This is a genomic window from Pseudomonas sp. NPDC086112, from assembly GCF_044746425.1.
Taxonomy (GTDB): domain Bacteria; phylum Pseudomonadota; class Gammaproteobacteria; order Pseudomonadales; family Pseudomonadaceae; genus Aquipseudomonas.
On record NZ_JBIVCD010000002.1, the window covers coordinates 167,982 to 191,231 of the forward strand.

A 23,250-nucleotide genomic window follows, 5' to 3' on the forward strand; every position below is an offset into this window, starting at 1 on the left:
CCTTCGCGGGCAAGCCTCGCTCCTACAGGGGTCTTGTGAACACTGAAGATCCACTGTGGGAGCGGGCTTGCTCGCGAAGGCCGCGACGCGGTCTCAAACCTTAGAAACAGGTTTCCATGGTTTCGATGACATTCAGGTGCTCATCCACCAGACACCCGATGCGCCATTTGTCGAACGTCAGGCACGGGTGCGAAGTACCGAACGAAATGATATCGCCCACCCGCAATTCAACTCCTGGCGCAACGGTCATGAATGCATGCTGGTCCATCACCGCTGTCACCTTGCAGGCACTCATATCCTCGCCGATCGCCGGCACCACACCGGCCTTGTAACGCAGCAACGGCACCGGCAAACCGGCGTCATAGGCGACGTCGCGTTTGCCCAGGGCGATCACCGCAAAACCCGGCTCCGGCAATGACTGCACATGCGCCCAGACTTCCAGCGCCGGGCGCAAACCTTCGTGCAGGTCGCTGCGACGGTCGAGCACGCAGCATTGCGCTTCCTTGTAGATGCCATGGTCGTGAGCGACGTAGCTGCCAGGACGCAGCACGCTTAGGAAGCGCCCGCCGGCGTTCTGCGCTTCGAAGGATTCAGCAATCAAGTCGTACCAGGCCGAACCCGACGCCGTGATGATCGGCTTGGCAATGGCGAACGCGCCGCTGTCCTGCAATTGCACCGCCAGGCGCACCAAAGAATCAGCGAACGCACGGATGCCACTCACCGCGTGATCGCCGTGAATCACCCCTTCGTAACCCTCGATGCCGGTCAGCGCCAATGCCGGTTGCGCCGCAATCGCCTTGGCCAGCGCCAGCACTTCGGCTTCGGTGCGGCAACCGCAACGCCCGCCGACCACGCCGTACTCGATCATCACGTTCAAGCGCACCCCGCGCGAGGCGAAATACGCGCCGAGGTCCGCGACGTTATCCGGGTGATCGACCATGCAATAGAAATCGAAGGTCGGGTCTGCCAACAGATCGGCGATCAGCGCCATGTTCGGCGTGCCGACCAATTGGTTGGCCATCAGCACCCGATGCACACCATGGGCGTAAGCCGCGCGGGTTTGCGTGGCGCTGGCCAGGGTGATGCCCCAGGCACCGGCGTCCAGTTGGCGGCGAAACAGCGCCGGGGTCATGCTGGTTTTGCCGTGGGGCGCCAGTTCCGCGCCGCTGTTGCTGACGAAGTCCTGCATCCAGCGAATGTTGTGCTCCAGCGCGTCGCGGTGCAGCACCAGCGCAGGCAGGCTGACGTCGCGCACAAGATTGGCGCCTGTATGGGCAAAGCCCTTTTCCACGGCGGCAGTATTTTTGGCGGAATACATGGTCGATCTCCTCACACTCGCGGCCGCAGGCAGCCGCTGTTATTCGTTGATACGCCGGGCGAGGCTGTTGGCGCTGTCGATCAGCACCCGACGATAGTCGTTGTAATTGTTCTTCGCATCGGCCCTTGGGGCGACGATGCACAGGGTTGCGATGGCCACGCCGTTCGGGTCTTTGACCGGGGCGGCGAAGCAATGGGTAAACGTGTCAGCGACGCTATCGAAGGAAAAGAACCCATCGATACCGGCCTGGCGAATTTCCTCGAGAAACCGCTCCAGCGGTAAACGTTCGCCGTCGGGCAGGACGAAGTCGTCCGGGTCGATCAAGTCGACAATCTGCTGATCGCTCAGGTGCGCCAGCAGCAAGCGTCCGGAAGCGGTCCAAGGGATCGGCGCGTTCTCGCCGATGTCCGAGGAAATGCGGAAATGCCGCTCGCCTTCTTTCATCAACGCCACGGTGTATTTGCGCCCGTTGAGCAGGCACATCTGCGCGGTTTCACGTGTCTGGCTGACGATCTCTTGCAAGGCAAGATCGGCCTCACGGGTCAGGTCGAAATGGCGCAAATGCGCCTGCCCGAGGAAGTACAGCTGACGACCGAGGTAAACGTGACCGTCCTTACCCACAGGTTCGAGAATACGCCGCTCCAACAAGGAGGCGACCAGTTCGTAGACCGTGGATTTCGGGCTGCCGATGCCGCTGGCAATTTCATTCGGGCGCAGGGGCTGGCCGATTTCCTTGAGGAAATCGAGAATGTCGAATGCCCGGTCCAGACCGCGAGCCCGGCGCTTGATGGTGTCTTCGGTCATGCTTCAGGTTCCCATTAAAGTGCCGGGAGTTTACCCAGAGTGCAGTGGCGACTGTTAGGCCGCCTTCGCGGGCAAGCCTCGCTCCTACAGGATCGCATCGTTTGTAGGAGCGAGGCTTGCCCGCGAAGAATTCACCGCCGTTCAGGCCTTTTTCTTGTACGCGATGCAATCAATCTCGACCTTGCAATCGACCATCATGTTCGCCTGTACGCAGGCCCTTGCCGGGGCGTGTTCGCTTTTGAAGTACTCGGAGAACACCTTGTTGAAACTCCAGAAATCCCGCGGGTCTTCCAGCCACACGCCCGTACGGACCACATCTTCGAGCCCGTACCCGGCCTCCTCCAGAATCGCGATCAGGTTTTTCATGGTCTGGTGAGTCTGCTCGACAATGCCGCCCACAATGATTTCGCCATCCAGTGCTGGCACCTGGCCAGACACGTGCAGCCAGCCATCGGCTTCGACGGCGCGGGCGAAAGGACGGGGCTGGCCGCCACCGGCGGTGCTGCCGGTGCCGTAACGAGTAATGCTCATGGGTGTTTCTCCTGATTGAAAACGTTAAAAACGGGTGTTCTTGAGAAATTCCGCCAGACGCGGCGACTGTGGGCGTTCGAACAGTTCCTTGGGCGGCCCCTGCTCTTCGATCCGCCCTTGATTCATGAACACGATCTTGTCCGAGACCTCGAAGGCAAAGCGCATTTCGTGGGTCACCAGCAGCATGGTCATGCCATCTTCGGCCAAGCCCTTGATCACGTTCAGCACTTCGCCCACCAGTTCCGGGTCGAGGGCCGAGGTGACTTCATCGAACAGCATCAGGCTCGGGTTCATCGCAATCGCCCGCGCAATCGCCACGCGCTGTTGCTGGCCGCCGGACAACTGGCCGGGGTAATGATCGCGACGTTCCAGCAGGCCAACCCGCTCCAGCCATTTTTCCGCCAGCGCCACGGCTTCATCCTTGTGCAGCTTTTTGACCTTGAGCAAACCGAGGGTAACGTTCTGCAACGCGGTGAGGTGCGGGAACAGATTGAATTGCTGGAACGCCATGCCGGTCATGGCGCGATGGCGGGCGATGACTTTTTCCGGGTGCCGCACGCGCTTGCCGTTGACCTCGTGATAGCCGATGGATTCGCCATCGAGCAGAATCTGCCCGCCCTGGAACTCTTCGAGCATGTTCACGCAGCGCAGCAGCGTGGTCTTGCCCGAGCCGCTGGAGCCGATCAGCGTGACCACGTTGCCGCGCTGCATCGTCAGGTCGACGCCCTTGAGCACTTCGAGCTGGCCGTATTGTTTGTGCAGGCCGCGGATGTCCAGCAGCGCTTGATTCTGTGTCGAAACTTGAGCTTGTGTCATGGCAAAGCCACCCGCTTTTCAATGTGCCGGCCGAGTAATTCGATGGCGTAGTTGATGACGAAAAACAGCAAACCGGCGAACAGGTAAAACTCCAGGGTCATGAACGTCCGGGCGATGATCTGTTGGGTGCTGAGCAGCAATTCGGCGACGCCGATCACCGACAACAGCGTCGAGGCCTTGACGATCTCGGTGGACGAGTTGACCCAGGTCGGCAAGATCTGCCGCAACGCCTGAGGCAACAACACGTAGCCCAGCGCCTGGTAAAACGTCAGGCCGATGGCCTTGCTCGCTTCCATCTGGCCACTGGGCAGCGCTTGCAATGCACCGCGCACAATCTCGGCAACGTGGGAGCCGCAAAACAGCGTCAGCCCCAAGGTGCCGGCACCGAATGCGCTGATATGCCAGCCCAAGGCCGGTGCCATGTAGAAGCAGGCCAACACCAATACAAACACCGGCGTGCCGCGAATGATGTCGACGTAAAACCGGAACGGCGCGCGCATCCAGAACGTGCCGTAGGTGAGCACCAGACCTGCAACGATGCCGACCAGCGTGCCCAGTAAAATCGCCAGCGCCGAGCACTGCACACTGGTCAGAAAGCCTTGCCACAGGACTTCCCGCGCCACCCATAACTCATGCATCCAACTGGGAGATTCGTACATGGGGGCTCCTATCGGCGAATCGCCAGACGCTGCTCGAGGTAACGCAGCATCATGGCAATGAGGTAACAGGCCGCAACATAGAGCGCTGTGGTCACCAGCCAGGTTTCGATCACCCGGTAGCTCTCGACATTGATCTTGCGCGCGTAATAGGTCAGCTCCGGCACGGCAATCGCCGCCGCCAGCGAGGTGTCCTTGAACAGCGAAATGAAGTTGTTCGACAGGGCCGGCAGCACATTGCGCAGCATCACCGGCACGGTGATGTACGCCTTGACCTGCCACTCACCGAGCCCGATCGCCAGGCCGGCTTCACGGAGCCCCTTGGGAATGCTCAACAACCCGCCGCGGAACACTTCGGTCAGGTACGCCCCGGCATATAGCGACAGGGTGATGATGAACGACGGGATCTTGTCTAGACGAATCCCTAAGCTCGGCAACGCGAAGTAGATCAACAGGATCAATACCAGGATCGGCGTATTACGGATCACCGTCACATACACCGACGCCAGCACCCGCAATGCGCGGTGCTTTGACAGCAATGCAAACGCCATCAGCAGGCCGATCACGCAGCCGATGGCGATCGACACCAGCGCCAGCTCAAGGCCCAGACCGAGCCCCGCCAACAAGGTGTCGAAGTCGCGCCAGACGGCGGCAAAATTCAACTGATAGTTCATGGTCAGCAGTACCTTGAGCGGGGCGATTTAGAACCGCCCCGCTCTCACGGGATCATTTGAATTCAGCGGGGAAACCGATCGCTGGGGTCGGCAGATCGACACCGAACCACTGCTTGAACGACGCCGCATACGTCGGGAACTCAACACCGGTCATGCCTTCATGCAGGACGGTGTTGACGAAGTTCAACCAGTCCTGATCGCCACGCTTGACTGCACAGGAGTAGGTTTGCGGGCTCCAGGCATAAGCCGGGCTACGATAGCGACCAGGGTTCTGCACCATCAGGTATTTCACCGACGACTGATCGGTGGCCGCCGCGTCGGCACGGCCGGAGTTCACGGCCTGATACATCAAGTCCACGCTGTCGTACTGATCGACCTTGGCCTTGGGCAACGCCTGATGCACCAGTTCCTCGGCGTACACGTTCTGCAGGACCGCCACGATGACGCCATCGCCGGCGGCCTTCAGGTCGTCGATTTCCTTGTACTTGCTGTTGGCCGGCAACAACAGGCCGACGCCTTCGCGGTAGTACGGCAGGGTGAACGCCACTTGCTGTGCGCGGCTGGCGGTCACGGTGATGAACTGGCAACTCATGTCGACCTTGTCGGTCAGCAGATTGGGAATCCGCGCATCGGACGACTGCACCACGAACTCGACCTTGCTCGGGTCGTTGAACAACCCTTTGGCCACCATGCGCGCGATATCAATATCGAATCCCTGCAACTTGCCATCCGCGCCCTGGAAGTGCCACGGCGCATTGGTACTGCCCGTGCCCACGATCAATTTCCCACGGGCCAGCACGCTGTCGAGCTTGCTGTCTGCCGCTTGGGCGACACCCATGACAACGGCCGAAGCCGCGAACAGAAAAACACACGCTTTAAACAACGAAGGTCGGCGATGCATGGCAAGCACTCCAGGGTGATGTTTATTCCGCTATACCGGAAACAGGTATGTAACAACGGAATAGACAGCAGAAAGTGTGCCACAGGTTGTGGGCGGAATCTCGGGGAGTCTGGAAAGTGTTTTGAATCAGATGGATGCGCGTGAGCGCGAGGAAGGCGTTACGAAACGCACAAATAAGAGAACGCTACCGTGGGACACAACGCTCGAGTACTTGCACCACATCTGAAGCCATAGCGATTCAAAATGAAGCAGAGCCCTACCTGTAATTTCTGACAGTAGACCCACCTGCTTGCCTCCTTTAACGTCAACAGGCCTTCGATAGTCTTTGAAAAGGAGATTTCAATGAGTTCGATGACTCACCCATCAACGCTGGCTCCGGCCTATCGCAAAGCCCTGAAAACCTGGCGCCCGGTCATTCTGTATTTCGGCAATAAAAACTGTTACGCCTGCGAAATGGCCGAGCCGGTTTTCCGCACGATTGCCGAGCAGTATAAGGAGCATGCGCAGGTCTACATGCTGAGCACGAGCGAGTCCCCTCGGCATCCGGAAGTCACCGGCACACCCACTGTGCTGTTCTACAAGGAGGGGAAGTTGCTGAAGAAGCTCAAGGGAATTGGAACCCGGGAAACCCTGGAAGAAAATTTCAAAAAGCACATCGGCAAGCTCAGGCCCAAACAGGTTGCCCGCAAACCTCACCATGACTTGCCGTGGTTGCAGAAAACCCTTCGATCGTTATGCACCGCGCCTCGGGCACGAGAGCTGTTGAATGTACGTTCAATGAGTACCCTGTAGGAGCGAGGCTTGCCCGCGAAGAACGATGACGCGTAACGCCTGAAAAACCACGGGCAAGCCTCGCTCCTACAGGTTCTGCGAATGCTTGAGCGACGCCAGCACCCGCTCGGCATTCGCACCGCACCCCATGCCCTCGGGTCGCACCTGGATATTCTCGATCACCTCCAGTAACTGCGCCTTGCTCTGGGCCAGGTGCAGTTGCATCGCTTCGATCTGTTCGACCTTGCGTCCAAGGCTCGCCACCAGTTCGTCGTGATTGACCTCACCCGTCGTGGCATCCGGTAGCAGCAACTTCAGCTCTTCGAGGGTGAAACCGGCCTGTTGGGCGCACTGGATGATTTTCAGGGTTTGCAACACTTGCGGCGGGTAACGCCGATAGCCGTTGGCCTGCCGCTCGACCTGGCGGATCAGGCCCTGAGCCTCGTAAAAACGAATGCGCGAGGCGTTCAACCCGCTCTGTTGCGCCAATTCACCAATCTTCATCACGGCCTCGTTTGCACGCTTGACATTAAAGTTAACTTTAAGCTTAGCCTCTACGCTTCACTGATGAGGAGTCAAGCATGTCGCCCTTCCAAGCGTTGAATTTGCCCAACGGCCAGACCATCGGCAATCGTATCGCCAAAGCCGCGATGGAAGAGAACCTCGCCGATACCGGGCAGGCGCCTTCCGGCGAGTTGTTTCGGCTGTATCAAGCCTGGGCCGACGGCGAAGCCGGGTTGTTGCTGACCGGCAACGTGATGATCGACCGCCGCGCCATGACCGGCCCCGGTGGCGTGGTGCTGGAAGACGAGCGAGACCTGGAACGCTTTCGTCAGTGGGCAACCATCGGCCGGGCCGGTGGCGCGCAGTTCTGGGTGCAACTCAATCATCCCGGCCGCCAGACCATGGCCAACCTCGGCCAGCAAGCCTGGGCACCTTCGGCGGTCGCGCTGGATCTGGGCGGGTTTTCGAAGATGTTTGCCGAACCCAAACCCATGGGCGAAAACGACATTGCAGAGGTCATTCAACGCTTCGCCACCAGCGCCTCCCTGGCGGAAAAGGCCGGCTTTACCGGGGTGCAGATCCATGCCGCGCACGGGTATCTGATCAGCCAGTTTCTCTCACCATTGACCAATCGCCGCACCGACCGCTGGGGCGGTTCTCTGGAAAATCGCGCGCGCCTGCTGCTGGAAGTGCTCAGCGCTGTTCGCAAGTGCGTATCGCCGCAGTTTTGTGTGGGGGTGAAGCTCAATTCCGCGGACTTCCAGCGCGGCGGTTTCGACGCCGACGACGCCCGGCAAGTGATCCAGTGGCTCAACGACCAGCAAATCGATTTGCTGGAACTCTCCGGCGGCAGTTACGAAGCCCCGGCCATGCAAGGCGAGGCACGCGACGGTCGGACCCTGGCGCGAGAAGCGTACTTTCTGGAAATGGCCGGTGAACTGGCCAGTGTGGCGAGCATGCCGGTCATGGTGACTGGCGGCATACGGCGATTGGCGATCGTCGAACAAGTGCTCGACAGCGGTATCGCCATGGCCGGCATCGGCACGGCAATGGCCATCGAACCTAACCTGGTCAAACGCTGGCGTGAAGGCCAGAACAGTCACCCGCAGTTGCCACCGATTCGCTGGAAACGCAAACCTCTGGCGGCGCTGGCAAACATGGCCGTGGTGAAGTTTCAGCTTCATCGATTGAGCCGCGGGCACAAGCCCAGGCCGCAAGTCTCGGCGGTATGGGCATTGATCCTCGATCAGTTGTACATCGCTCGACGTACCCGTCAGTACCGCCAGGCGATGGGTAAATAGTCAGTTAGATGCAATCCCTGTGGGAGCGGGCTTGCTCGCGAAGACGGCGGCACAGTCACCATTAATGTCGTCTGACACACCGCTTTCGCGAGCAAGCCCGCTCCCACAGGTACCATTCCTTGCCAAGTTGTTTATCGTCCGGCAAAGCGCAACCGCGACAACATGCGCAGATCGCCCTCGCGGTAATAGTCATCGGTCCAGCTGTCATCCGGCGCCAACGGTCGGACCTGCTTGAGCGCCAGTTTTTTTGCGAAGTAGCGGAACCGGTAATGCTCGTAAAAGCGCAGCAGTTCCAACCCGTAACGATCGGCCAGGTCGGTGTCGCCACGGATGATCAGAAAGTTCTCATCATTGCCGTTACTGGCCGCCTCACTCAGGTTGTGGCTGCCGCTGATGATCGTCGGTGCGTCGCTGGTGAAGTCGACGACGATGGCTTTGGTGTGCACCAGCAGTCTGCCCTTCTGGCCTTTCATGTTTTCCTTGAGCCAGCCTTCCAGGCCGGTATTGAGCAGCGCGGTGGCGGCAAATTGAGCGGTGCGGTCGGCGTGGAAACCGGTGATGCTGCTGACGGTGTTTTGCAGGCCGTAACGCAAGATGTCGTCGTGGGGCAGGCCGAGCAACGCGTTGAGCACTTCGTCCGGCAAGGCGAACGCGGTGACAAACAGCAGGTCTTTTTTGGCGGCGTTGATGATGTCGACGAACTCACGCAAGTCGCCCTGGCCCGAGCGCGGTGAGAAGCCGGCGAACAGTGCCTGTTCCGGTTGCATCGGATTGTTTTCCGTGAGCCATTCCCGTGTGGCGCCGACATCCGTCGGGTCGGCCCAGACCTGCTCGAAGGTTTGCAGATAACTGGCGCCGATCCGGGCGTCGTCCAGCACATGCACCACGTTGGCCTGACGATAAACACCGTTGGGAGTGAAGTTGGTGCTGCCACAGAGCACCGCTTCGGGCTGATGCTGCCCCGCTGCGTCGAGCCGGCTGAGGACCATGAACTTGTTGTGGAATATGTTATGCGTGACTCGCCCGCGCTTGTTCGCCGCCGGGATTTTTTCCAGGCTGGCTTCGTTCATCGCCGTGGTGTCTTCGTCGGGTTGGGCGTGGTACAGGACCCGAACCTTTACGCCGCGCTCAAACGCAGCGTTCACCGCATCGACAATCACCTTCAACTGATATTCATAGATCGCGATGTCCAGCGCCCACCGGCCATCCTCGGCCCGTTCGATGAACCCCAGCAAGCGTGCGAGCAGACCGTTTTCCAGCCATTGCCGTGGAGCGTCGGGCCATTCTTCGATGGGCAGTTTTTTGTTGGCGCTGAGCTGCGCATCGAGGTCGGCGAATTTGCGCTGGAAGGCCTGACTCGCCGCCACCGCCCGGTTGAAGATGACGCTCTGGCCCGCTGGAAGGCCATTGTCGGTGGTGAGCGTCACTTCCAGAAACTCACCCAGCTGCGGTGCATCGGCGGTGCCGTAGGCCAGGTGAACCCGATAATGGATCGTCACGCCCGGATTGACCGCGTAATCGGCCCAGCGAAATTTTTGCAATGGCGCGGTATCGCTGGGGGTAGCGTGAAACTGGGGGAACGTATGAGCCTTGCCGGGGAAGGTCAGGCTGTTGAACAGAAACAGCCAGGGTTTGCTGCCTTGCTTTTTTTCGATGGCGAAACCCAGCAGGCCTTTGCGGCGGGGTTCGGCCAGGTCGATCGCCAGCAACACGCCGTTGGTGCCCGCGTAGGCTTTGACGCGGAAATCGTCCTGATCGTTGCGGGCTAGAACGCGCATGGGTCACTCCTGTGATTGTCTTGCTTACAGAGCATAGGGCAGCGATGCGGACTAACCGCACTTATCCGATTCCGAGGTGATGCCTTCGCGAGCAAGCCCGCTCCCACATGGGATTTGTGAACGCAACAGATTAAATGTGGGAGCGGGCTTGCTCGCAAAGGGGCCAGCACTATCAATACCAAACTCAACCTGAAATCAGCTCATCGATATGTCGATAATCAACCTGCAACTGCGTCGCCAACACCTTTGCCCGACCAAGATGAATCGGCCCGCGCTCGATGTCGATCAGCAGCCCGGGGCAATCCAGTGTTGGCAGCGCTGACCATTCCTTCACCCGTCCATCCGTCACCAGCAACAGCCTTTGCTGTTCAGCAGGAAAACGTTTTTGCCGAGCCGCCAACCAGCGCCCTGCCTCGCCCAACGCCGCCAGCATCGGCGTACCGCCGCCAGCCCCGAGCCCGTCGAGCCAGTCGCGCAAGCCAGCGGAGGCTTTCAACCCTTGCACTTGCCACTTCGGCACATGACCACTGGCGGTCAGCAACGCCAGGCGCGCACGCTGTCGATAGGCATCGTCGAATAGTTGCGCCAACAAGCCCTTGGCATCGCTCAACGCTTGATGACGTCGGGTCGAGGCCGAGGCATCGACGATCACCAGCCATAATTCATGAGGGCTGCGGGTGCGCAGGTGAAACAGCACATCGTCGCGTTGACGCGGTCGGCCATTGAGCAAGGTGCCGGGCCAATTGATCGATCCGCTCAGGGCTGCGTGACGCTTGCCCTGTTTACCGTGATCCAGCCGTCCTGCACGGGGTCTGGCATTCGCCCCCGCGTCCGATCGAGGGCGAATGCCTAGGGCTTTTTTGGCCAGCTCGGCACTTCACGTCGTGCGCCGACCGGCAGCGCTTGGGCGGGCATTTCGCCCCACTGGCCCTGACCTTCGCTCGGGTTGGCGTTCTGATTGGAAGGCGGCTGCGCTGCGGGTGATTGGTGCGGCGCCGGTGGCGAGTGTTCGCGACGACGATGGCGCAAGGCAAACTCGGCGACCGCGTCGATATCTTCTTCGCCAATGGCATTCGCTCCGCGCCAGGCGGCATGAGCCCGAGCTGCACGTAGCCAGACCAGATCGGCTCGCAGGCCATCGACGCCGGCAGCAAAGCAGCGCTCGGTGATCTGCGCCAGCGCGGCATCGTCGAGGGGAATGTTCGCCAGTGCCGAACGCGCCTTTTGGCAGCGCTCGCGCAGTGCGTGTTGCTGGCTTTCCCACTCGGCGCAGAACCCTTGCGGGTCGCTGTCGAAATCCAGTCGGCGACGGATGATCTGACCGCGCTCGGCGGGTGCGGTGTGGCCACTGAGGGCGACGTTCAGGCCAAAGCGGTCGAGCAATTGCGGACGCAGCTCACCCTCTTCGGGGTTCATGGTGCCGATCAGCACAAACTTCGCCGAATGCCGATGGGAAATCCCGTCGCGCTCGATCAGGTTGGTGCCGCTGGCGGCCACGTCGAGCAGCAAGTCCACGAGGTGATCGGGCAGCAGATTGACTTCATCGACATACAACACGCCGCCGTCGGCCTTGGCCAGTACGCCGGGGGAAAACTGTGCGCGACCTTCGCTCAAGGCCGCATCGAGATCGAGGGTGCCCACCAATCGTTCTTCGGTGGCGCCCAGGGGCAAGGTGACGAATTGACCGCTGGCCAACAGGTCCGCCAAGCCTCGGGCCAGGGTCGATTTGGCCATGCCGCGCGGGCCTTCGATCAGTACGCCACCGATTTTTGGATCGATGGCGGTCAGGTACAGCGCGAGCTTCAAGTCATCGGCGCCGACCACGGCGGAGAGCGGGAAATGGGGGGTGTCGGTCATGTGGCATTACTCATTGTGGTCGGTGGTGTTTGTCAGTACGTCTTCGCGGGCAAGCCTCGCTCCTACAAGTGCGCCGCCGTCCTGTAGGAGCGAGGCTTGCCCGCGATCGAGGACGAAGTCCTCGCACCTCTTATGGTTACCCGTCTTCTTCTATGTCCAGCAACAAATTTTCCAGCGCCTCGCGGTACTCGCCCGGCTCTTTCCACAGACCCCGCTGCTGCGCCTCCAGCATGCGTTCGGTCATGTCGCGCAAGGCATGGGGATTGTGTTCGCGGACAAACTCCCGGGTCGCTGGATCGAGCAAATAGGCGTCCGCCAGCAACGCATATTGGTGATCGTCGATCAACTGAGTCGTCGCGTCGAACGCAAACAGGTTGTCGACCGTCGCCGCCAATTCGAACGCGCCTTTATAGCCATGGCGCTTGACCCCGTCGATCCATTTCGGGTTGGCCGCACGGGAACGAATCACCCGGTTAAGCTCTTCCTTCAACGTGCGAATCTTGGGCAAGTCCGGCTGACTGTGGTCGCCGTGATAACTGGCCGCCGCTTCACCGCTGAGGCTTTCGACGGCTGCCAGCATGCCTCCCTGGAACTGGTAATAGTCGTTGGAATCGAGCAAGTCGTGCTCGCGGTTGTCCTGGTTTTGCAGCACTGCCTGCACCTGGCTCAGACGCTGGGCGAACTGTTCGCGGGCGGCGGTGCCTTCGTCAGAGCCGCCGTAAGCGTAGCCGCCCCAGTTCAGGTAAACCTCGGCCAAATCTTCACGGCTTTGCCACAAACGACCGTCGATGGCGCCCTGCACGCCCGCTCCGTAAGCACCCGGTTTGGCCCCGAAGATGCGCCAGCCGGCTTGCCGCCGCGCAGCGTCTTCATCCAGACCGGATTCCAGCAACGCTTGCCGCTCGGCGCGGACCTTGGCCGCCAACGGGTTGAGATCATCCGGCTCATCCAGTGCGGCGACCGCTTGCACGGCGGCGTCGAACAGCCGGATCAGGTTGGCAAAGGCATCGCGGAAAAATCCGGAGACGCGCAAGGTCACGTCCACCCGTGGACGGTCCAGCAAACTCAACGGCAGAATCTCGAAATCGTCGACCCGCTGGCTGCCCGTCGCCCAGACCGGACGCACGCCCATCAGCGCCATAGCCTGGGCGATGTCATCGCCGCCGGTGCGCATGGTCGCGGTGCCCCAAACCGACAGACCGAGCTGACGCAGGTGATCGCCGTGGTCCTGCAAGTGACGCTCAAGAATCAGGTTCGCGGACTGGAAACCGATGCGCCACGCGGTGGTGGTTGGCAGGTTGCGCACATCCACCGAATAGAAATTGCGCCCGGTGGGCAGCACGTCCAGACGGCCGCGACTCGGCGCGCCGCTAGGCCCGGCGGGGACGAATCGACCACTGAGGGCGTCCAGCAGGCCGCGCATTTCCGCCGGGCCGCAGGCGTCCAGGCGTGGGGCAACGACTTCGCGCAGGCTGTCGATGATGGCGTTCACTTCAGACCAACCTGCCTCCTGTGGGAGCGGGCTTGCTCGCGAAAGCGGAGTGCCAGTCGACATTGATTTGCCTGACACACCGCTTTCGCGAGCAAGCCCGCTCCCACAGGGGCCGGGTTGGGCTTGAGGCTGGTCTAACGTGTATGAAATCAGTTGAGTGGCGAACAGCTCCAGACGTTCACGGGTATCCCCCGCCGTACGCCACAGTTCATCGCTGACCGACAGCAATGCCTCCGGTCGAGGTCCGCTCCAAGGCTCGGCCAAAACGCAATCCAGCGGGTCGAAACCCAACGCAAACGCCTTGGCCAGCGCCCGCAACAAACTCGATTGCGCCCCACGACCATCGCCGCGAGGAATACGCAGCAAAGCTAACAAAGTGTCGATGCGCAACCGCCCCACTGGCGACTCGCCAAACACGTGCAGGCCGTCGCGGATCTGCGACTCCTTCAAGTCGCACAGGTACGTGTCCAGGCGCGGCAACCAGATCGCCGCATCGGCATCGCTGTCGAGTCTCTCGTCCAGTTGCAGTTCACGGTCGATGTGCGTGTCACGCACCAATTGCAGAATGTCGCGCTGCAGTTCCCGGGCGCGGCGCGGATCGAGCAATTGTGCTTCGTAATATTCGTCGGCCAACAATTCGAGATTGCGCAGCGGACCGTAGGTTTCGGCGCGGGTCAGCGGCGGCATCAGGTGATCGATGATCACCGCTTGGGTGCGGCGCTTGGCCTGGGCGCCCTCACCCGGGTCGTTGACGATGAACGGATAGATGTTCGGCAGCGGCCCGAGCAACGCATCCGGCCAGCAGTTTTCCGACAGCCCGACGCCCTTGCCCGGCAGCCATTCGAGGTTGCCGTGCTTGCCCACATGGATCACGCCGTGAGCGCCATAGGTGTTGCGCAACCAGAAGTAGAACGCCAGATAACCGTGAGGAGGCACCAGGTCCGGGTCGTGATAGACAGCACTTGGATCGACCTGATACCCCCGGGCCGGCTGAATGCCAACAAAGGTCAGGCCGAAGCGCAGACCGGCAATCATCATTCGTCCGCCACGGAACATCGGATCGTTTTCGGCCGAGCCCCAACGCTCCAGCACCGCCTGACGATTGGCCTCGGGCAGCGCGTTGAACATCAGGTTGTAGTCGTCCAGCGCGAGGCTTTGATGACAGGGACGCTGATCGAGGGTGTCGAGGTCGTTGCTGACGCCGCCGAGCAATTGCTGGATCAGCGCGGTGCCGCTGTCCGGCAACTCGGCCGGCAGCGGATAACCTTCGGCGCGCAGCGCGCGGAGGATGTTCAATGCCGCAGCCGGAGTATCAAGGCCAACGCCATTGCCGATGCGCCCATCGCGAGTCGGGTAGTTGGCGAGGATCAGGGCGATGCGTTTTTCGCCGTTGGGCACCCGCGCCAGATCGATCCAGCGCCGCGCCAGTTCGGCGACAAAATCCATGCGCTCAGGTTGCGGCCGGTAGCAGACCACGTCTGACTGACTGCGCTCACTGCGCCAGGCCAGGTCCTTGAAACTGATCGGCCGGCTGATGATCCGCCCGTCCAGCTCCGGCAGCGCGATGTGCATCGCCAGGTCGCGGGGACCGAGGCCTTGTTCGCTGGCGCGCCAACCGGGTTCATTGTCTTGGGCGCAGATCGCCTGGATCACTGGAATGTTGCGGCGAAACGGTCGCAGATGCGGCGCTTCGGGGCTGGACTGGGCGAAACCGGTGGTGTTGAGAATCACCCCCGCTTCGACTTCATCCAGCAAGTCCTCGACCATCGTCAGGCAGCCGGGCTCTTTCAAACTGGCCAGCGCAATCGGCAACGGGTTCAACCCCGCCGCCTGCAAACGCTGGCAGAAAATATCGATGAAACCGGTGTTCGCCGCCTGCAAATGCGAGCGGTAAAACAGCACCGCCGCCACCGGCTGATCAGCTTGCCAGTCGGCTTGCCAATCACTCAACTCAGCGGGGCTTTTGTGCGGGTGGTAGATCGCCGTGCGTGGCAGGGTTTGCGGCTCGGACCATGAGTAGTCGCGATCCAGCCAACGACTGGCGAGGCAGCGAAACAGGTCGAGCGCGTTGGCCATGCCGCCCTGACGCAGGAAGTGCCAGAGCCGGTCGCGGTCTTGCGCGGTTACGGTGCTCAGGTCACTGAGTTCCGGGTCCGGGCGATCGTCCCCCGGCACCAGAATCAGCTGCACACCGCGCTCGGACAATTCCACCAGCCGCTCAATGCCGTAACGCCAATAGGCGATGCCGCCGTGCAGCGAGATCAGAATCACCTTGGCGTGGCGCAGCACTTCGTCGACGTAGAGATCGACCGAGGCGTGATTCTGCACCTGCATCGGGTTGGCCAGGCGTACGCTCGGGTAATCGTCGGGCAACTGCTGCGCCGCTTCGGCAAGCAACGCCAGGCTGGAATCGCCGCTGCACAGAATCACCAGCTCGGCGGGGGTTTGTCCAAGGTCGGCAATGTTGTCATCCGACACGAAACCGCCGGGCTGGGTCCTGAGCAGGTGCATGGTTTAAACGCTGAGCGCAGCGCGCAATTGCGCTTCGAGCGCCGCAGCATCCAGCGCCTGACCGATCAACACCAGACGGGTGGTGCGCGCTTCTTCAGCGCCCCACTGACGGTCGAAGTGCTTGTCGAAACGCGTGCCCACACCCTGGATCAACAGGCGCATCGGCTTGTTCGGTACCGCCGCGAAACCTTTGACCCGCAGGATGCCGTGCTGGACCACCAGTTGCGTCAGCGCGTCCATCAGCAGGCTTTCGTCGGCTTGTGGCAGCTCGATGGAGATGGAATCGAACGCGTCATGGTCATGATCGTGATCGTCTTCGCCTTCATGGTGATGATCGTGATGGCTGTGGCGGCTGTCGATGTGTTCTTCGGAGCCGGCACCGAGGCCGATCAGCACGTCCAGTGGCAGACGACCGCTGCTGGCCTCGATCACTTTCACCGCTGGCGGCAGTTCTTCGGCGACTTCCAGGCGCACGCGGGCCAGGTCTGCGGCGCTGATCAGGTCGGCCTTGTTGAGGATCACCAGATCGGCGCTGGCCAGTTGGTCGGCGAACAGCTCGTGCAGCGGCGATTCGTGGTCCAGGTTCGGGTCGAGTTTGCGCTGGGCATCGACCTGGTCCGGGAACGCCGCGAAGGTACCAGCAGCGACGGCCGGGCTGTCGACCACGGTGATCACCGCGTCAACCGTGCAGGCGCTGCGGATTTCTGGCCACTGGAAGGCTTGAACCAAAGGCTTCGGCAGGGCCAGGCCGGACGTTTCGATCAGGATGTGGTCGAGGTCGCCACGACGGGCCACCAGTTGGCGCATCACCGGGAAGAATTCTTCCTGAACCGTGCAGCATAGGCAGCCGTTGGCCAGTTCGTAAACGCGTCCGTTGGCTTCTTCTTCGGTGCAGCCGATCGAGCACTGTTTGAGGATTTCACCGTCGATGCCCAGCTCGCCGAACTCGTTGACGATCACCGCGATACGGCGGCCCTGGGCGTTGTCGAGCATGTGGCGCAGCAAGGTGGTTTTGCCCGAGCCGAGGAAGCCGGTAACGATGGTGACGGGGAGTTTGGCCAGTGTTTTCATCGGATGCCCTTTGGCAAGGTGGCGGGCATACGGGACGACAATCGCAGCGGCGGATGCACGCGCGCAAGAGTTCCGCCACCGGATCACCCCGCCCGGTTGTAGTGAGAATCTGTATCGAGGCAGGTCTCCTGGCTGACGGTGTGCCAATCGTTCGACTGGCGTTTGCTGCGCCTTCCCGCGAACCTGATAGATCAGTGTTTGCAGTGGCGTGGCAGCGAACATCACCGTTCACAGTTGCGGGGGCAGCCGCGGCATCGACCGCGTTCCCTTCTTAGCTTCGGCAGACGCCGAAGAACCTCGAAAGCGCAAGGCTACGCATCGTGTGGGGGCGGGTCAATGTCCACCTGAGTTCTGTGGCGCCTGAGCCGACGCCTTCGCGAGCAAGCCCGCTCCCACATTTGAAATGCGTTCCCCTGTGGGAGCGGGCTTGCTCGCGAAAGGAGCGACTCGGTATCCAAGTGAGAACCCATGCCAATTGACGCCCAACCCCCGCCCATGCTCTCCTACACGCCTTGTTACGGGTGCCCTTCACAGGGTGAAACGGGAAACCGGTGAATCATGTGCTTTACTCTAAAGCCATGTCAGTCCGGTGCTGCCCCCGCAACGGTAAGCGAGTGAAGCGTCAAATCCACTGTGCCCGTCATACGGCATGGGAAGGTGATGCTTGCAGGTTTGGGCACAAGCCCTGCCCCTCGCGAGCCCGGAGACCGGCCCGCAACACAAAGTGACTTTTACGTTCACTGAATAACAAACCCGCGGTGGGCGGGCGCTGTTCGAAATCTCTGCGTGCCACGGCGTACGGAGGTTTTCATGCGCTCTATTCACCCGCTGACAGACCAGAGGGAAGCGCCATGTCGATCATCAGCAGCACCGCCAGCAACACCGATAAAAAGAGCACGATCAGCACCACCACTACCCTGAGCCAACGCCTGACCGCCGCTTTTTGTGCGTCGATTCTTGGCGCCAGCCTTGTGTATTTCGCCGGTTTCTCGCACATCGAAGCGGTACACAACGCCGCGCACGATACCCGTCACAGCGCCGCATTCCCGTGCCATTGAGACCTGCTGACATGATCAAGCGTATTGCGCAAACCGCAGGTTTCACCGGGCTGCTGGCCGCCCTGCTGCTGACCCTGCTGCAAAGCTTCTGGGTGGCTCCGCTGATTCTGCAGGCCGAGACCTACGAAAAATCCGAGCCGGCCGCGGTTGAAATCCACGAGCACGCCGCGGGAGCTGTCACCGCTCACACCCACGATGCCGAAGCCTGGGAGCCGGAAGACGGCTGGCAGCGCGTGCTGTCGACCACCGGCGGCAATCTGGTGGTAGCGGTGGGTTTCGCCCTGATGCTCGCGGGCCTCTACACCTTGCGCGCTCCACGCCGCACCTCTCAGGGCCTGCTCTGGGGTCTGGCCGGTTACGCGACGTTCGTGCTGGCGCCCACCCTCGGCCTGCCACCTGAGCTGCCGGGCACTGCCGCGGCGGATCTGGCGCAACGGCAGATCTGGTGGATTGGCACTGCCGCCTCCACCGCTGTCGGCATCGCGCTGATCGTGTTCAGCCGCCACTGGCTGATGAAGATCCTTGGTGTGGCGATCCTGGCCGTGCCTCATGTGATTGGCGCGCCGCAACCGGAAGTCCATTCGATGCTCGCGCCGCAAGCCCTGGAAGCGCAGTTCAAAATCGCTTCGCAGCTGACCAACATGGCGTTCTGGCTGGCCTTGGGCCTGATCAGCGCCTGGTTGTTCCGCCGCAAAAGCGATGGCCAATACTGCGCATGACTGACGTCAGCGCAGCGCCGACCCTGGTGGTCGGCCTGGGCTGCCAGCGCGGCTGCCCCGTCAGCACGCTGCGGGCGCTGCTTGATCAAGCGTTACAGGCCCATCAAATCGAGCTCCGTGAGATCAAGGCCCTGGCCAGTATCGACCTGAAGCGCGAAGAACCCGCCCTGATCGAACTGGCCGAACAGCTGGCATTGCCGTTGATGTATTTCAGCAGCGAACAATTGGCCGGTTATGAACCGCAACTCAGCCACCACTCGGACATCGCGTTCGAACGCACCGGCTGTTACGGCGTAGCGGAAAGTGCCGCGCTGGCACTGGCCGAACAATTGGCTCAGGCACCGGCAAAGTTGCTGATTCCGCGACAAAAATACGCCCAGGCCACCCTCGCATTGGCCAGCGCCGCGTAAAATCCCCGATAATCCCCGCCTTCGATCATGAGCAATCTTCATCTGAAGCGTGCCCATACCCTTTTTCTGACAGGAAACGACGATGACCGTCTACTTCATTGGCGCAGGCCCCGGCGACCCGGAACTGATCACCGTCAAAGGCCAGCGGCTGATTCGTAGCTGCCCGGTCATCATCTATGCAGGCTCCCTGGTCCCCGCCGCTGTACTGGACGGCCACCGCGCCGAACAGGTGGTCAACAGCGCCGAATTGCACCTGGAACAGATCATCGAGCTGATCAAGACCGCCCATGCCAACGGCCAGGACGTAGCCCGGGTGCACTCCGGCGATCCGAGCCTGTACGGGGCGATTGGCGAGCAGATTCGCTACTTGCGTGAACTCGACATCCCTTTCGAGATCATTCCCGGCGTCACCGCCACCGCCGCCTGCGCGGCGCTTTTGGGTGCTGAACTGACCCTGCCGGACGTGTCACAAAGCGTGATTCTGACCCGCTACGCCGACAAGACCGCGATGCCGGCCGGTGAAGAACTGGGCAGTCTGGCGCAGCATGGGGCGACCATGGCGATCCACTTGGGGGTCAATCATCTGGAGAAAATCCTTGCTGAATTGCTGCCGCACTACGGCGCCGATTGCCCGATCGCGGTGATTCATCGGGCGACCTGGCCGGATCAGGATTGGGTGGTGGGGACGCTGGCGGATATTGCCGGGAAGGTTCAAGCCAAGGGATTTCGCCGGACGGCGCTGATTCTGGTGGGCCGGGTGTTGGGCAGCGATCACTTCAGTGAATCATCGTTGTATCGCGCGGGGCATGCGCATTTGTATCGCCCATAGGCCCTATTCGCGAGCAAGCCCGCTCCCACAGTGGATCTGCTTCGAACACCAATACTGTGTCCAGTGAAGATCTAATGTGGGAGCGGGCTTGCTCGCGAAGGCGTCAGTGAACTTCACCCCAAAAAAAAACGGTGCTCACGGGCACCGTTTTTTTAGGTTTGCAGCGAACACCTTAGTAGTAGGCGTTTTCTTTCTGCGTATGGTCGGTCACGTCACGAACGCCCTTGAGCTCAGGAATACGCTCAAGCAAGGTGCGCTCGATGCCTTCCTTCAAGGTGACGTCTGCCTGGCCGCAGCCCTGGCAACCGCCGCCGAATTTCAGCACAGCGATGCCGTCTTCGACCACATCGATCAGGCTGACCTGACCGCCGTGACTGGCCAGCCCCGGGTTGATTTCGGTTTGCAGATAGTAGTTGATGCGCTCGTTGACCGGGCTGTCGGCGTTGACCATCGGTACTTTGGCGTTTGGCGCCTTGATGGTCAGTTGGCCGCCCATGCGGTCGGTGGCGTAGTCGACTACCGCATCGTCCAGAAATGCTTCGCTGAACGAGTCGATGTAAGCGGTGAAGCTTTTGAGCCCCAGCGCCGTGTCTTCAGGTTTTTCTTCGCCCGGCTTGCAGTAGGCAATGCAGGTTTCGGCGTACTGGGTGCCAGGCTGGGTGATAAAGACGCGGATGCCGATACCCGGGGTGTTCTGCTTGGAGAGCAGATCAGCCAGATAATCGTGGGCGGCGTCGGTAATGGTAATAGCGGTCATGGAAACTCCTCGCAGGCTTGGACGCAGTTTACGCCAATCATCGCGCCGGACAAAGTCCTAGTATTTTTGTCGGGAAAGATGCGCTGATCCAATGTGGGAGCGGGCTTGCTCGCGAAGGCGACGGCACCGTCAACATTGATGTTGCCTGACACACCGCTTTCGCGAGCAAGCCCGCTCCCACACTGAATCGCAGGCACCTCAGAGATTCTCATAGCGGTTCATGTCCAGCACGCCCTCTTCCACCGGGTCGGTGTCGTGGATGTAGCGGCTCAGATCATGGAAATATTGCCAGAACTGCGGATGACTGCGGCGAATGCCCCAGCGTTCGACGATTTTCTCGAAACTGGCAGCGTCCTTCGCGGTTTCCATCGCATCAACGAAAGCGGGCACTTGGCCGGCCGGAATGTTGAACATGAAGTTCGGGTAGCTGCTGAGTACACCCGGATAAATCGTCAACGTATCGAGCCCCGGCTGATAGCGCCGCGACTCACCCAGCAGGAACGCCACGTTGCTGTGGGCCCGGTTGCGCAGCAGGCTATAGACCCCGCGCTTGCCGCTTTGAGTCTCGATGCGCAGCATCGTGGCTTCTGGCAATTGATCGATGACCTTCAGCCCCGCAGACGGACGTGAAGTCAGGCGGCTCAAGGCCTGTTCGGCGTTCTGCAAGGCCAGATCGATGTTCGGCCGCGAGCAGTAGGCACCGTCGCAGCGGTTGATCGGGTCGGGGTTGGCGTTGAGTTCGCCGTACCGGGCCAGCAATTGCAGGGCGAAATCGCGTTTCGGGTCCTTTTCGTCCAGCGTCAGTGCCGTGGGTTTGTCGTTGTCGATGTACTCGTAATCCAGCCACATCTTGAGCTTGCCGCCGTTCTGGTACCAATCGTCGAGGTAGCCGTCCCGCGAGTCGGCTGGCATCAAGCGCAAGAAGTTCTGCTCGGCACCGTTGCGAATCAGGTCGAAGTACAACCGGGTCTGGGCCTGATGGGATACATTGCCGAACACATCGAAGTTGACTGCCAACTGGTAATACGTGCGTTCCAGCAACGGGAAATCGAACAGCCAAATGGTTTGCGGGACGTCACCGATCAGGCCTTTGTTCACCGAGGCGCTGTCGAAATGCCGGAAAATACTCAGCAAAGCGTTGTCATTGCCGGCCCACAGGGTCGACCAGCTCGGTGCCGGCAGGTCGGCGTAGCTGTCCCGGCGCAAGGCTTCGTATTCGTTGCGTTTGTCACGGTAGTCGCGCCATAGGCTCAGGACACTGCCAACATCATCGTTCTGCCCTGGCATCGCCAGCAACGGCGTGGCCTGGCCGCGATAATTCGGGTCGGTGATATAGAGGTCATGCTCCGGGGCCTGGAACAACGCCCAGAAGTTGTCGCGAATCACGTCGGTGGCGATCTGGCCGCGGCAGACCGGGCCACGAATAAAGGTGCGCACAAAGTATTCGGCGTTATCGAGCATGAACTGGTAACGCGCCTGAGCCGGGATAGCCTCAAAGGTCGTGAACGGATTGGCCCGTCGCTCCGGCCCATAACCTGGCAGCGCGTTGACCTGCCAGTTGCCGCTGTAGAACAGGCTTTTGATCCGCGCCATCTTCGCCGCGCTGAGCGGATAGGTGATGTGGGTCTTGTGCACGATCACGCCTTGCACCGGCCACAAACGGTAGTAGACCTGAGTGCCCGGATCGTCATTCGGGCGGCGAGTGTTGATCAAGTCAATGGGCTGTCCCGTCGGTGTGCGCGAACGTACCCACTGAAAGAAATGCCCCGGCTCGCCGTCCTTGAAATAGAGGTGCGCCAAAAACCAGTGCTCGAACAGCCAGCGCCCGACCAGACTCTCCCGGGCACCCGGCGCGTTGAGCAGGTTTTCCCACTGCACCACCTGCAAGGCTTCCTTGGCGCTGGGCACCAGGCCCTGTTCATCGATTGGCGCGCCGGAGGCCAGCCAACGTTGCAACGTCTGGTATTGCTGATCGGTCAGGCCGGTGACCGCCAACGGCATGCCTTCTTTCGGGTGGGAGCTGGCGTAGCCGTCGAACTCCGCCGGCATGGCGCACATATTTTCCCTATTCAGGCCAAGGACGATGTCTTCCGGCAATTTGGCGTTGGGTTGCAACGGCGTTTTGTGGCCCAGTTCGAGCATGCGCGCCATCAGCGCCGCCTGGCTGCCTTGGGCGTCGAGCACAGAATAAAAGCCTTTTTGCTGCCAGGCGCGTTTGCCAAAGGCGTCATAAAACAGCCGGGTCGGCGCTGCGGCCTGTCTGCGTTCGCCATCATAAACGGGCGCCTTGGTTGCACCTCGGGCCGCCCCTTCACCACTGCCCAGATTGAGCTGACAGGCGGAGTCGTAGCAGGCATGGCAGGCCACGCACTTTTCAGTGAAGATCGGTTGGATGTCCCGGGCGTAGGAAATGTCCGGACCTTGCGCAGCGGCGCCCCCGCTTAAAAACAGCATCAATAGGCTGGTGACGACGCGATACGACATATCCCTGG

The 23,250-nt window shown here is 60.9% G+C and carries 21 protein-coding genes and 2 riboswitches; of the genes, 6 read left to right on the forward strand and 15 right to left on the reverse strand.

Going from position 1 to position 23,250, the window contains the following annotated elements; genetic code table 11:
* Positions 1-100 precede the first annotated feature (100 nt).
* From ACIPLA_RS02695 to ACIPLA_RS02725, 7 genes are all read right to left on the reverse strand, one after another.
* Positions 101-1,318 carry an amino acid deaminase gene (locus ACIPLA_RS02695; RefSeq protein WP_401171227.1) on the reverse strand — a complete coding sequence of 406 codons (1,218 nt, stop codon included), beginning with the start codon at positions 1,316-1,318 and terminating at the stop codon, positions 101-103.
* Between the two features lie 39 nt (positions 1,319-1,357).
* The gene (locus ACIPLA_RS02700; protein WP_218395939.1) at positions 1,358-2,122 is read right to left on the reverse strand and encodes an IclR family transcriptional regulator; all 765 of its coding nucleotides are present in this window, start codon (positions 2,120-2,122) and stop codon (positions 1,358-1,360) included.
* Between the two features lie 141 nt (positions 2,123-2,263).
* Positions 2,264-2,653, reverse strand: coding sequence for a RidA family protein (locus ACIPLA_RS02705; RefSeq protein WP_007898265.1), 390 nt, complete (start codon positions 2,651-2,653; stop codon positions 2,264-2,266).
* 24 nt (positions 2,654-2,677) lie between these two features.
* Entirely contained in the window at positions 2,678-3,469 is a 792-nt protein-coding gene (locus ACIPLA_RS02710) for an amino acid ABC transporter ATP-binding protein (protein ID WP_063340152.1), read from the reverse strand.
* Positions 3,466-4,128: an amino acid ABC transporter permease gene (locus tag ACIPLA_RS02715; protein WP_218395941.1), complete on the reverse strand. Its 663-nt coding sequence runs from the start codon at positions 4,126-4,128 to the stop codon at positions 3,466-3,468. The genes ACIPLA_RS02710 and ACIPLA_RS02715 overlap by 4 nt, the downstream gene beginning before the upstream one ends.
* 8 nt (positions 4,129-4,136) lie before the next feature.
* A complete protein-coding gene (locus tag ACIPLA_RS02720) occupies positions 4,137-4,799 on the reverse strand; it encodes an amino acid ABC transporter permease (protein WP_105341167.1) in 663 nt (220 codons plus the stop codon).
* A gap of 52 nt (positions 4,800-4,851) precedes the next feature.
* Entirely contained in the window at positions 4,852-5,700 is an 849-nt protein-coding gene (locus ACIPLA_RS02725; protein ID WP_218395943.1) for a transporter substrate-binding domain-containing protein, read from the reverse strand.
* A gap of 342 nt (positions 5,701-6,042) precedes the next feature.
* Here ACIPLA_RS02725 and ACIPLA_RS02730 point away from each other — a divergent pair, with 342 nt between their 5' ends.
* On the forward strand, positions 6,043-6,492 hold the full coding sequence (locus ACIPLA_RS02730; RefSeq protein ID WP_218395945.1) for a co-chaperone YbbN: 450 nt from the start codon (positions 6,043-6,045) through the stop codon (positions 6,490-6,492).
* Between the two features lie 66 nt (positions 6,493-6,558).
* On the opposite strand, the gene ACIPLA_RS02735 is transcribed toward ACIPLA_RS02730, so the two are convergent.
* Positions 6,559-6,975, reverse strand: coding sequence for a MerR family transcriptional regulator (locus ACIPLA_RS02735; RefSeq protein ID WP_401171235.1), 417 nt, complete (start codon positions 6,973-6,975; stop codon positions 6,559-6,561).
* Between the two features lie 77 nt (positions 6,976-7,052).
* On the opposite strand from ACIPLA_RS02735, the gene ACIPLA_RS02740 reads away from it, so the two are divergent.
* Positions 7,053-8,276, forward strand: a complete 1,224-nt coding sequence (locus ACIPLA_RS02740) for an NADH:flavin oxidoreductase/NADH oxidase family protein (RefSeq protein WP_218395949.1) — start codon at positions 7,053-7,055, stop codon at positions 8,274-8,276.
* A gap of 131 nt (positions 8,277-8,407) precedes the next feature.
* Here the strand turns inward: ACIPLA_RS02740 and ACIPLA_RS02745 are convergent, their stop codons facing one another.
* The 5 genes from ACIPLA_RS02745 to cobW all read right to left on the reverse strand — a co-directional run bounded on the left by ACIPLA_RS02745 (position 8,408) and on the right by cobW (position 16,985).
* Positions 8,408-10,054, reverse strand: a complete 1,647-nt coding sequence (locus ACIPLA_RS02745) for a phospholipase D-like domain-containing protein (RefSeq protein WP_401171238.1) — start codon at positions 10,052-10,054, stop codon at positions 8,408-8,410.
* A 184-nt stretch (positions 10,055-10,238) separates the two neighbouring features.
* Positions 10,239-10,784, reverse strand: a complete 546-nt coding sequence (locus tag ACIPLA_RS02750; protein ID WP_218395953.1) for a VWA domain-containing protein — start codon at positions 10,782-10,784, stop codon at positions 10,239-10,241.
* Between the two features lie 119 nt (positions 10,785-10,903).
* Positions 10,904-11,911, reverse strand: coding sequence for an ATP-binding protein (locus ACIPLA_RS02755; RefSeq protein WP_401171242.1), 1,008 nt, complete (start codon positions 11,909-11,911; stop codon positions 10,904-10,906).
* 136 nt (positions 11,912-12,047) lie between these two features.
* Complete coding sequence (cobN, locus tag ACIPLA_RS02760) at positions 12,048-15,914, reverse strand: cobaltochelatase subunit CobN (RefSeq protein ID WP_401171245.1); 3,867 nt, start codon at positions 15,912-15,914, stop codon at positions 12,048-12,050.
* A 3-nt stretch (positions 15,915-15,917) separates the two neighbouring features.
* A complete protein-coding gene (cobW, locus tag ACIPLA_RS02765) occupies positions 15,918-16,985 on the reverse strand; it encodes a cobalamin biosynthesis protein CobW (RefSeq protein ID WP_401171248.1) in 1,068 nt (355 codons plus the stop codon).
* Positions 16,986-17,085: 100 nt separating this feature from the next.
* Positions 17,086-17,300, reverse strand: a riboswitch (cobalamin riboswitch).
* Positions 17,301-17,487: 187 nt separating this feature from the next.
* Positions 17,488-17,716: riboswitch (cobalamin riboswitch) on the forward strand.
* Positions 17,717-17,836: 120 nt separating this feature from the next.
* Here cobW and ACIPLA_RS02770 point away from each other — a divergent pair.
* From ACIPLA_RS02770 to cobM, 4 genes are all read left to right on the forward strand, one after another.
* A complete protein-coding gene (locus ACIPLA_RS02770; RefSeq protein WP_063340162.1) occupies positions 17,837-18,043 on the forward strand; it encodes a CbtB domain-containing protein in 207 nt (68 codons plus the stop codon).
* Positions 18,044-18,054: 11 nt separating this feature from the next.
* Positions 18,055-18,762: a CbtA family protein gene (locus ACIPLA_RS02775; protein ID WP_401171251.1), complete on the forward strand. Its 708-nt coding sequence runs from the start codon at positions 18,055-18,057 to the stop codon at positions 18,760-18,762.
* Positions 18,759-19,172 carry a cobalamin biosynthesis protein gene (locus ACIPLA_RS02780; protein WP_007898224.1) on the forward strand — a complete coding sequence of 138 codons (414 nt, stop codon included), beginning with the start codon at positions 18,759-18,761 and terminating at the stop codon, positions 19,170-19,172. Before ACIPLA_RS02775 ends, ACIPLA_RS02780 begins: the two co-directional genes overlap by 4 nt.
* 82 nt (positions 19,173-19,254) lie before the next feature.
* Complete coding sequence (gene cobM, locus ACIPLA_RS02785; protein WP_063340164.1) at positions 19,255-20,001, forward strand: precorrin-4 C(11)-methyltransferase; 747 nt, start codon at positions 19,255-19,257, stop codon at positions 19,999-20,001.
* 172 nt (positions 20,002-20,173) lie between these two features.
* Here cobM and nfuA read toward each other — a convergent pair whose 3' ends face one another.
* Both nfuA and ACIPLA_RS02795 read right to left on the reverse strand, forming a co-directional pair.
* Positions 20,174-20,758, reverse strand: coding sequence for a Fe-S biogenesis protein NfuA (gene nfuA / locus ACIPLA_RS02790; RefSeq protein ID WP_007946504.1), 585 nt, complete (start codon positions 20,756-20,758; stop codon positions 20,174-20,176).
* 198 nt (positions 20,759-20,956) lie between these two features.
* The gene (locus tag ACIPLA_RS02795) at positions 20,957-23,242 is read right to left on the reverse strand and encodes a fatty acid cis/trans isomerase (RefSeq protein ID WP_218395965.1); all 2,286 of its coding nucleotides are present in this window, start codon (positions 23,240-23,242) and stop codon (positions 20,957-20,959) included.
* Positions 23,243-23,250: the final 8 nt, after the last annotated feature.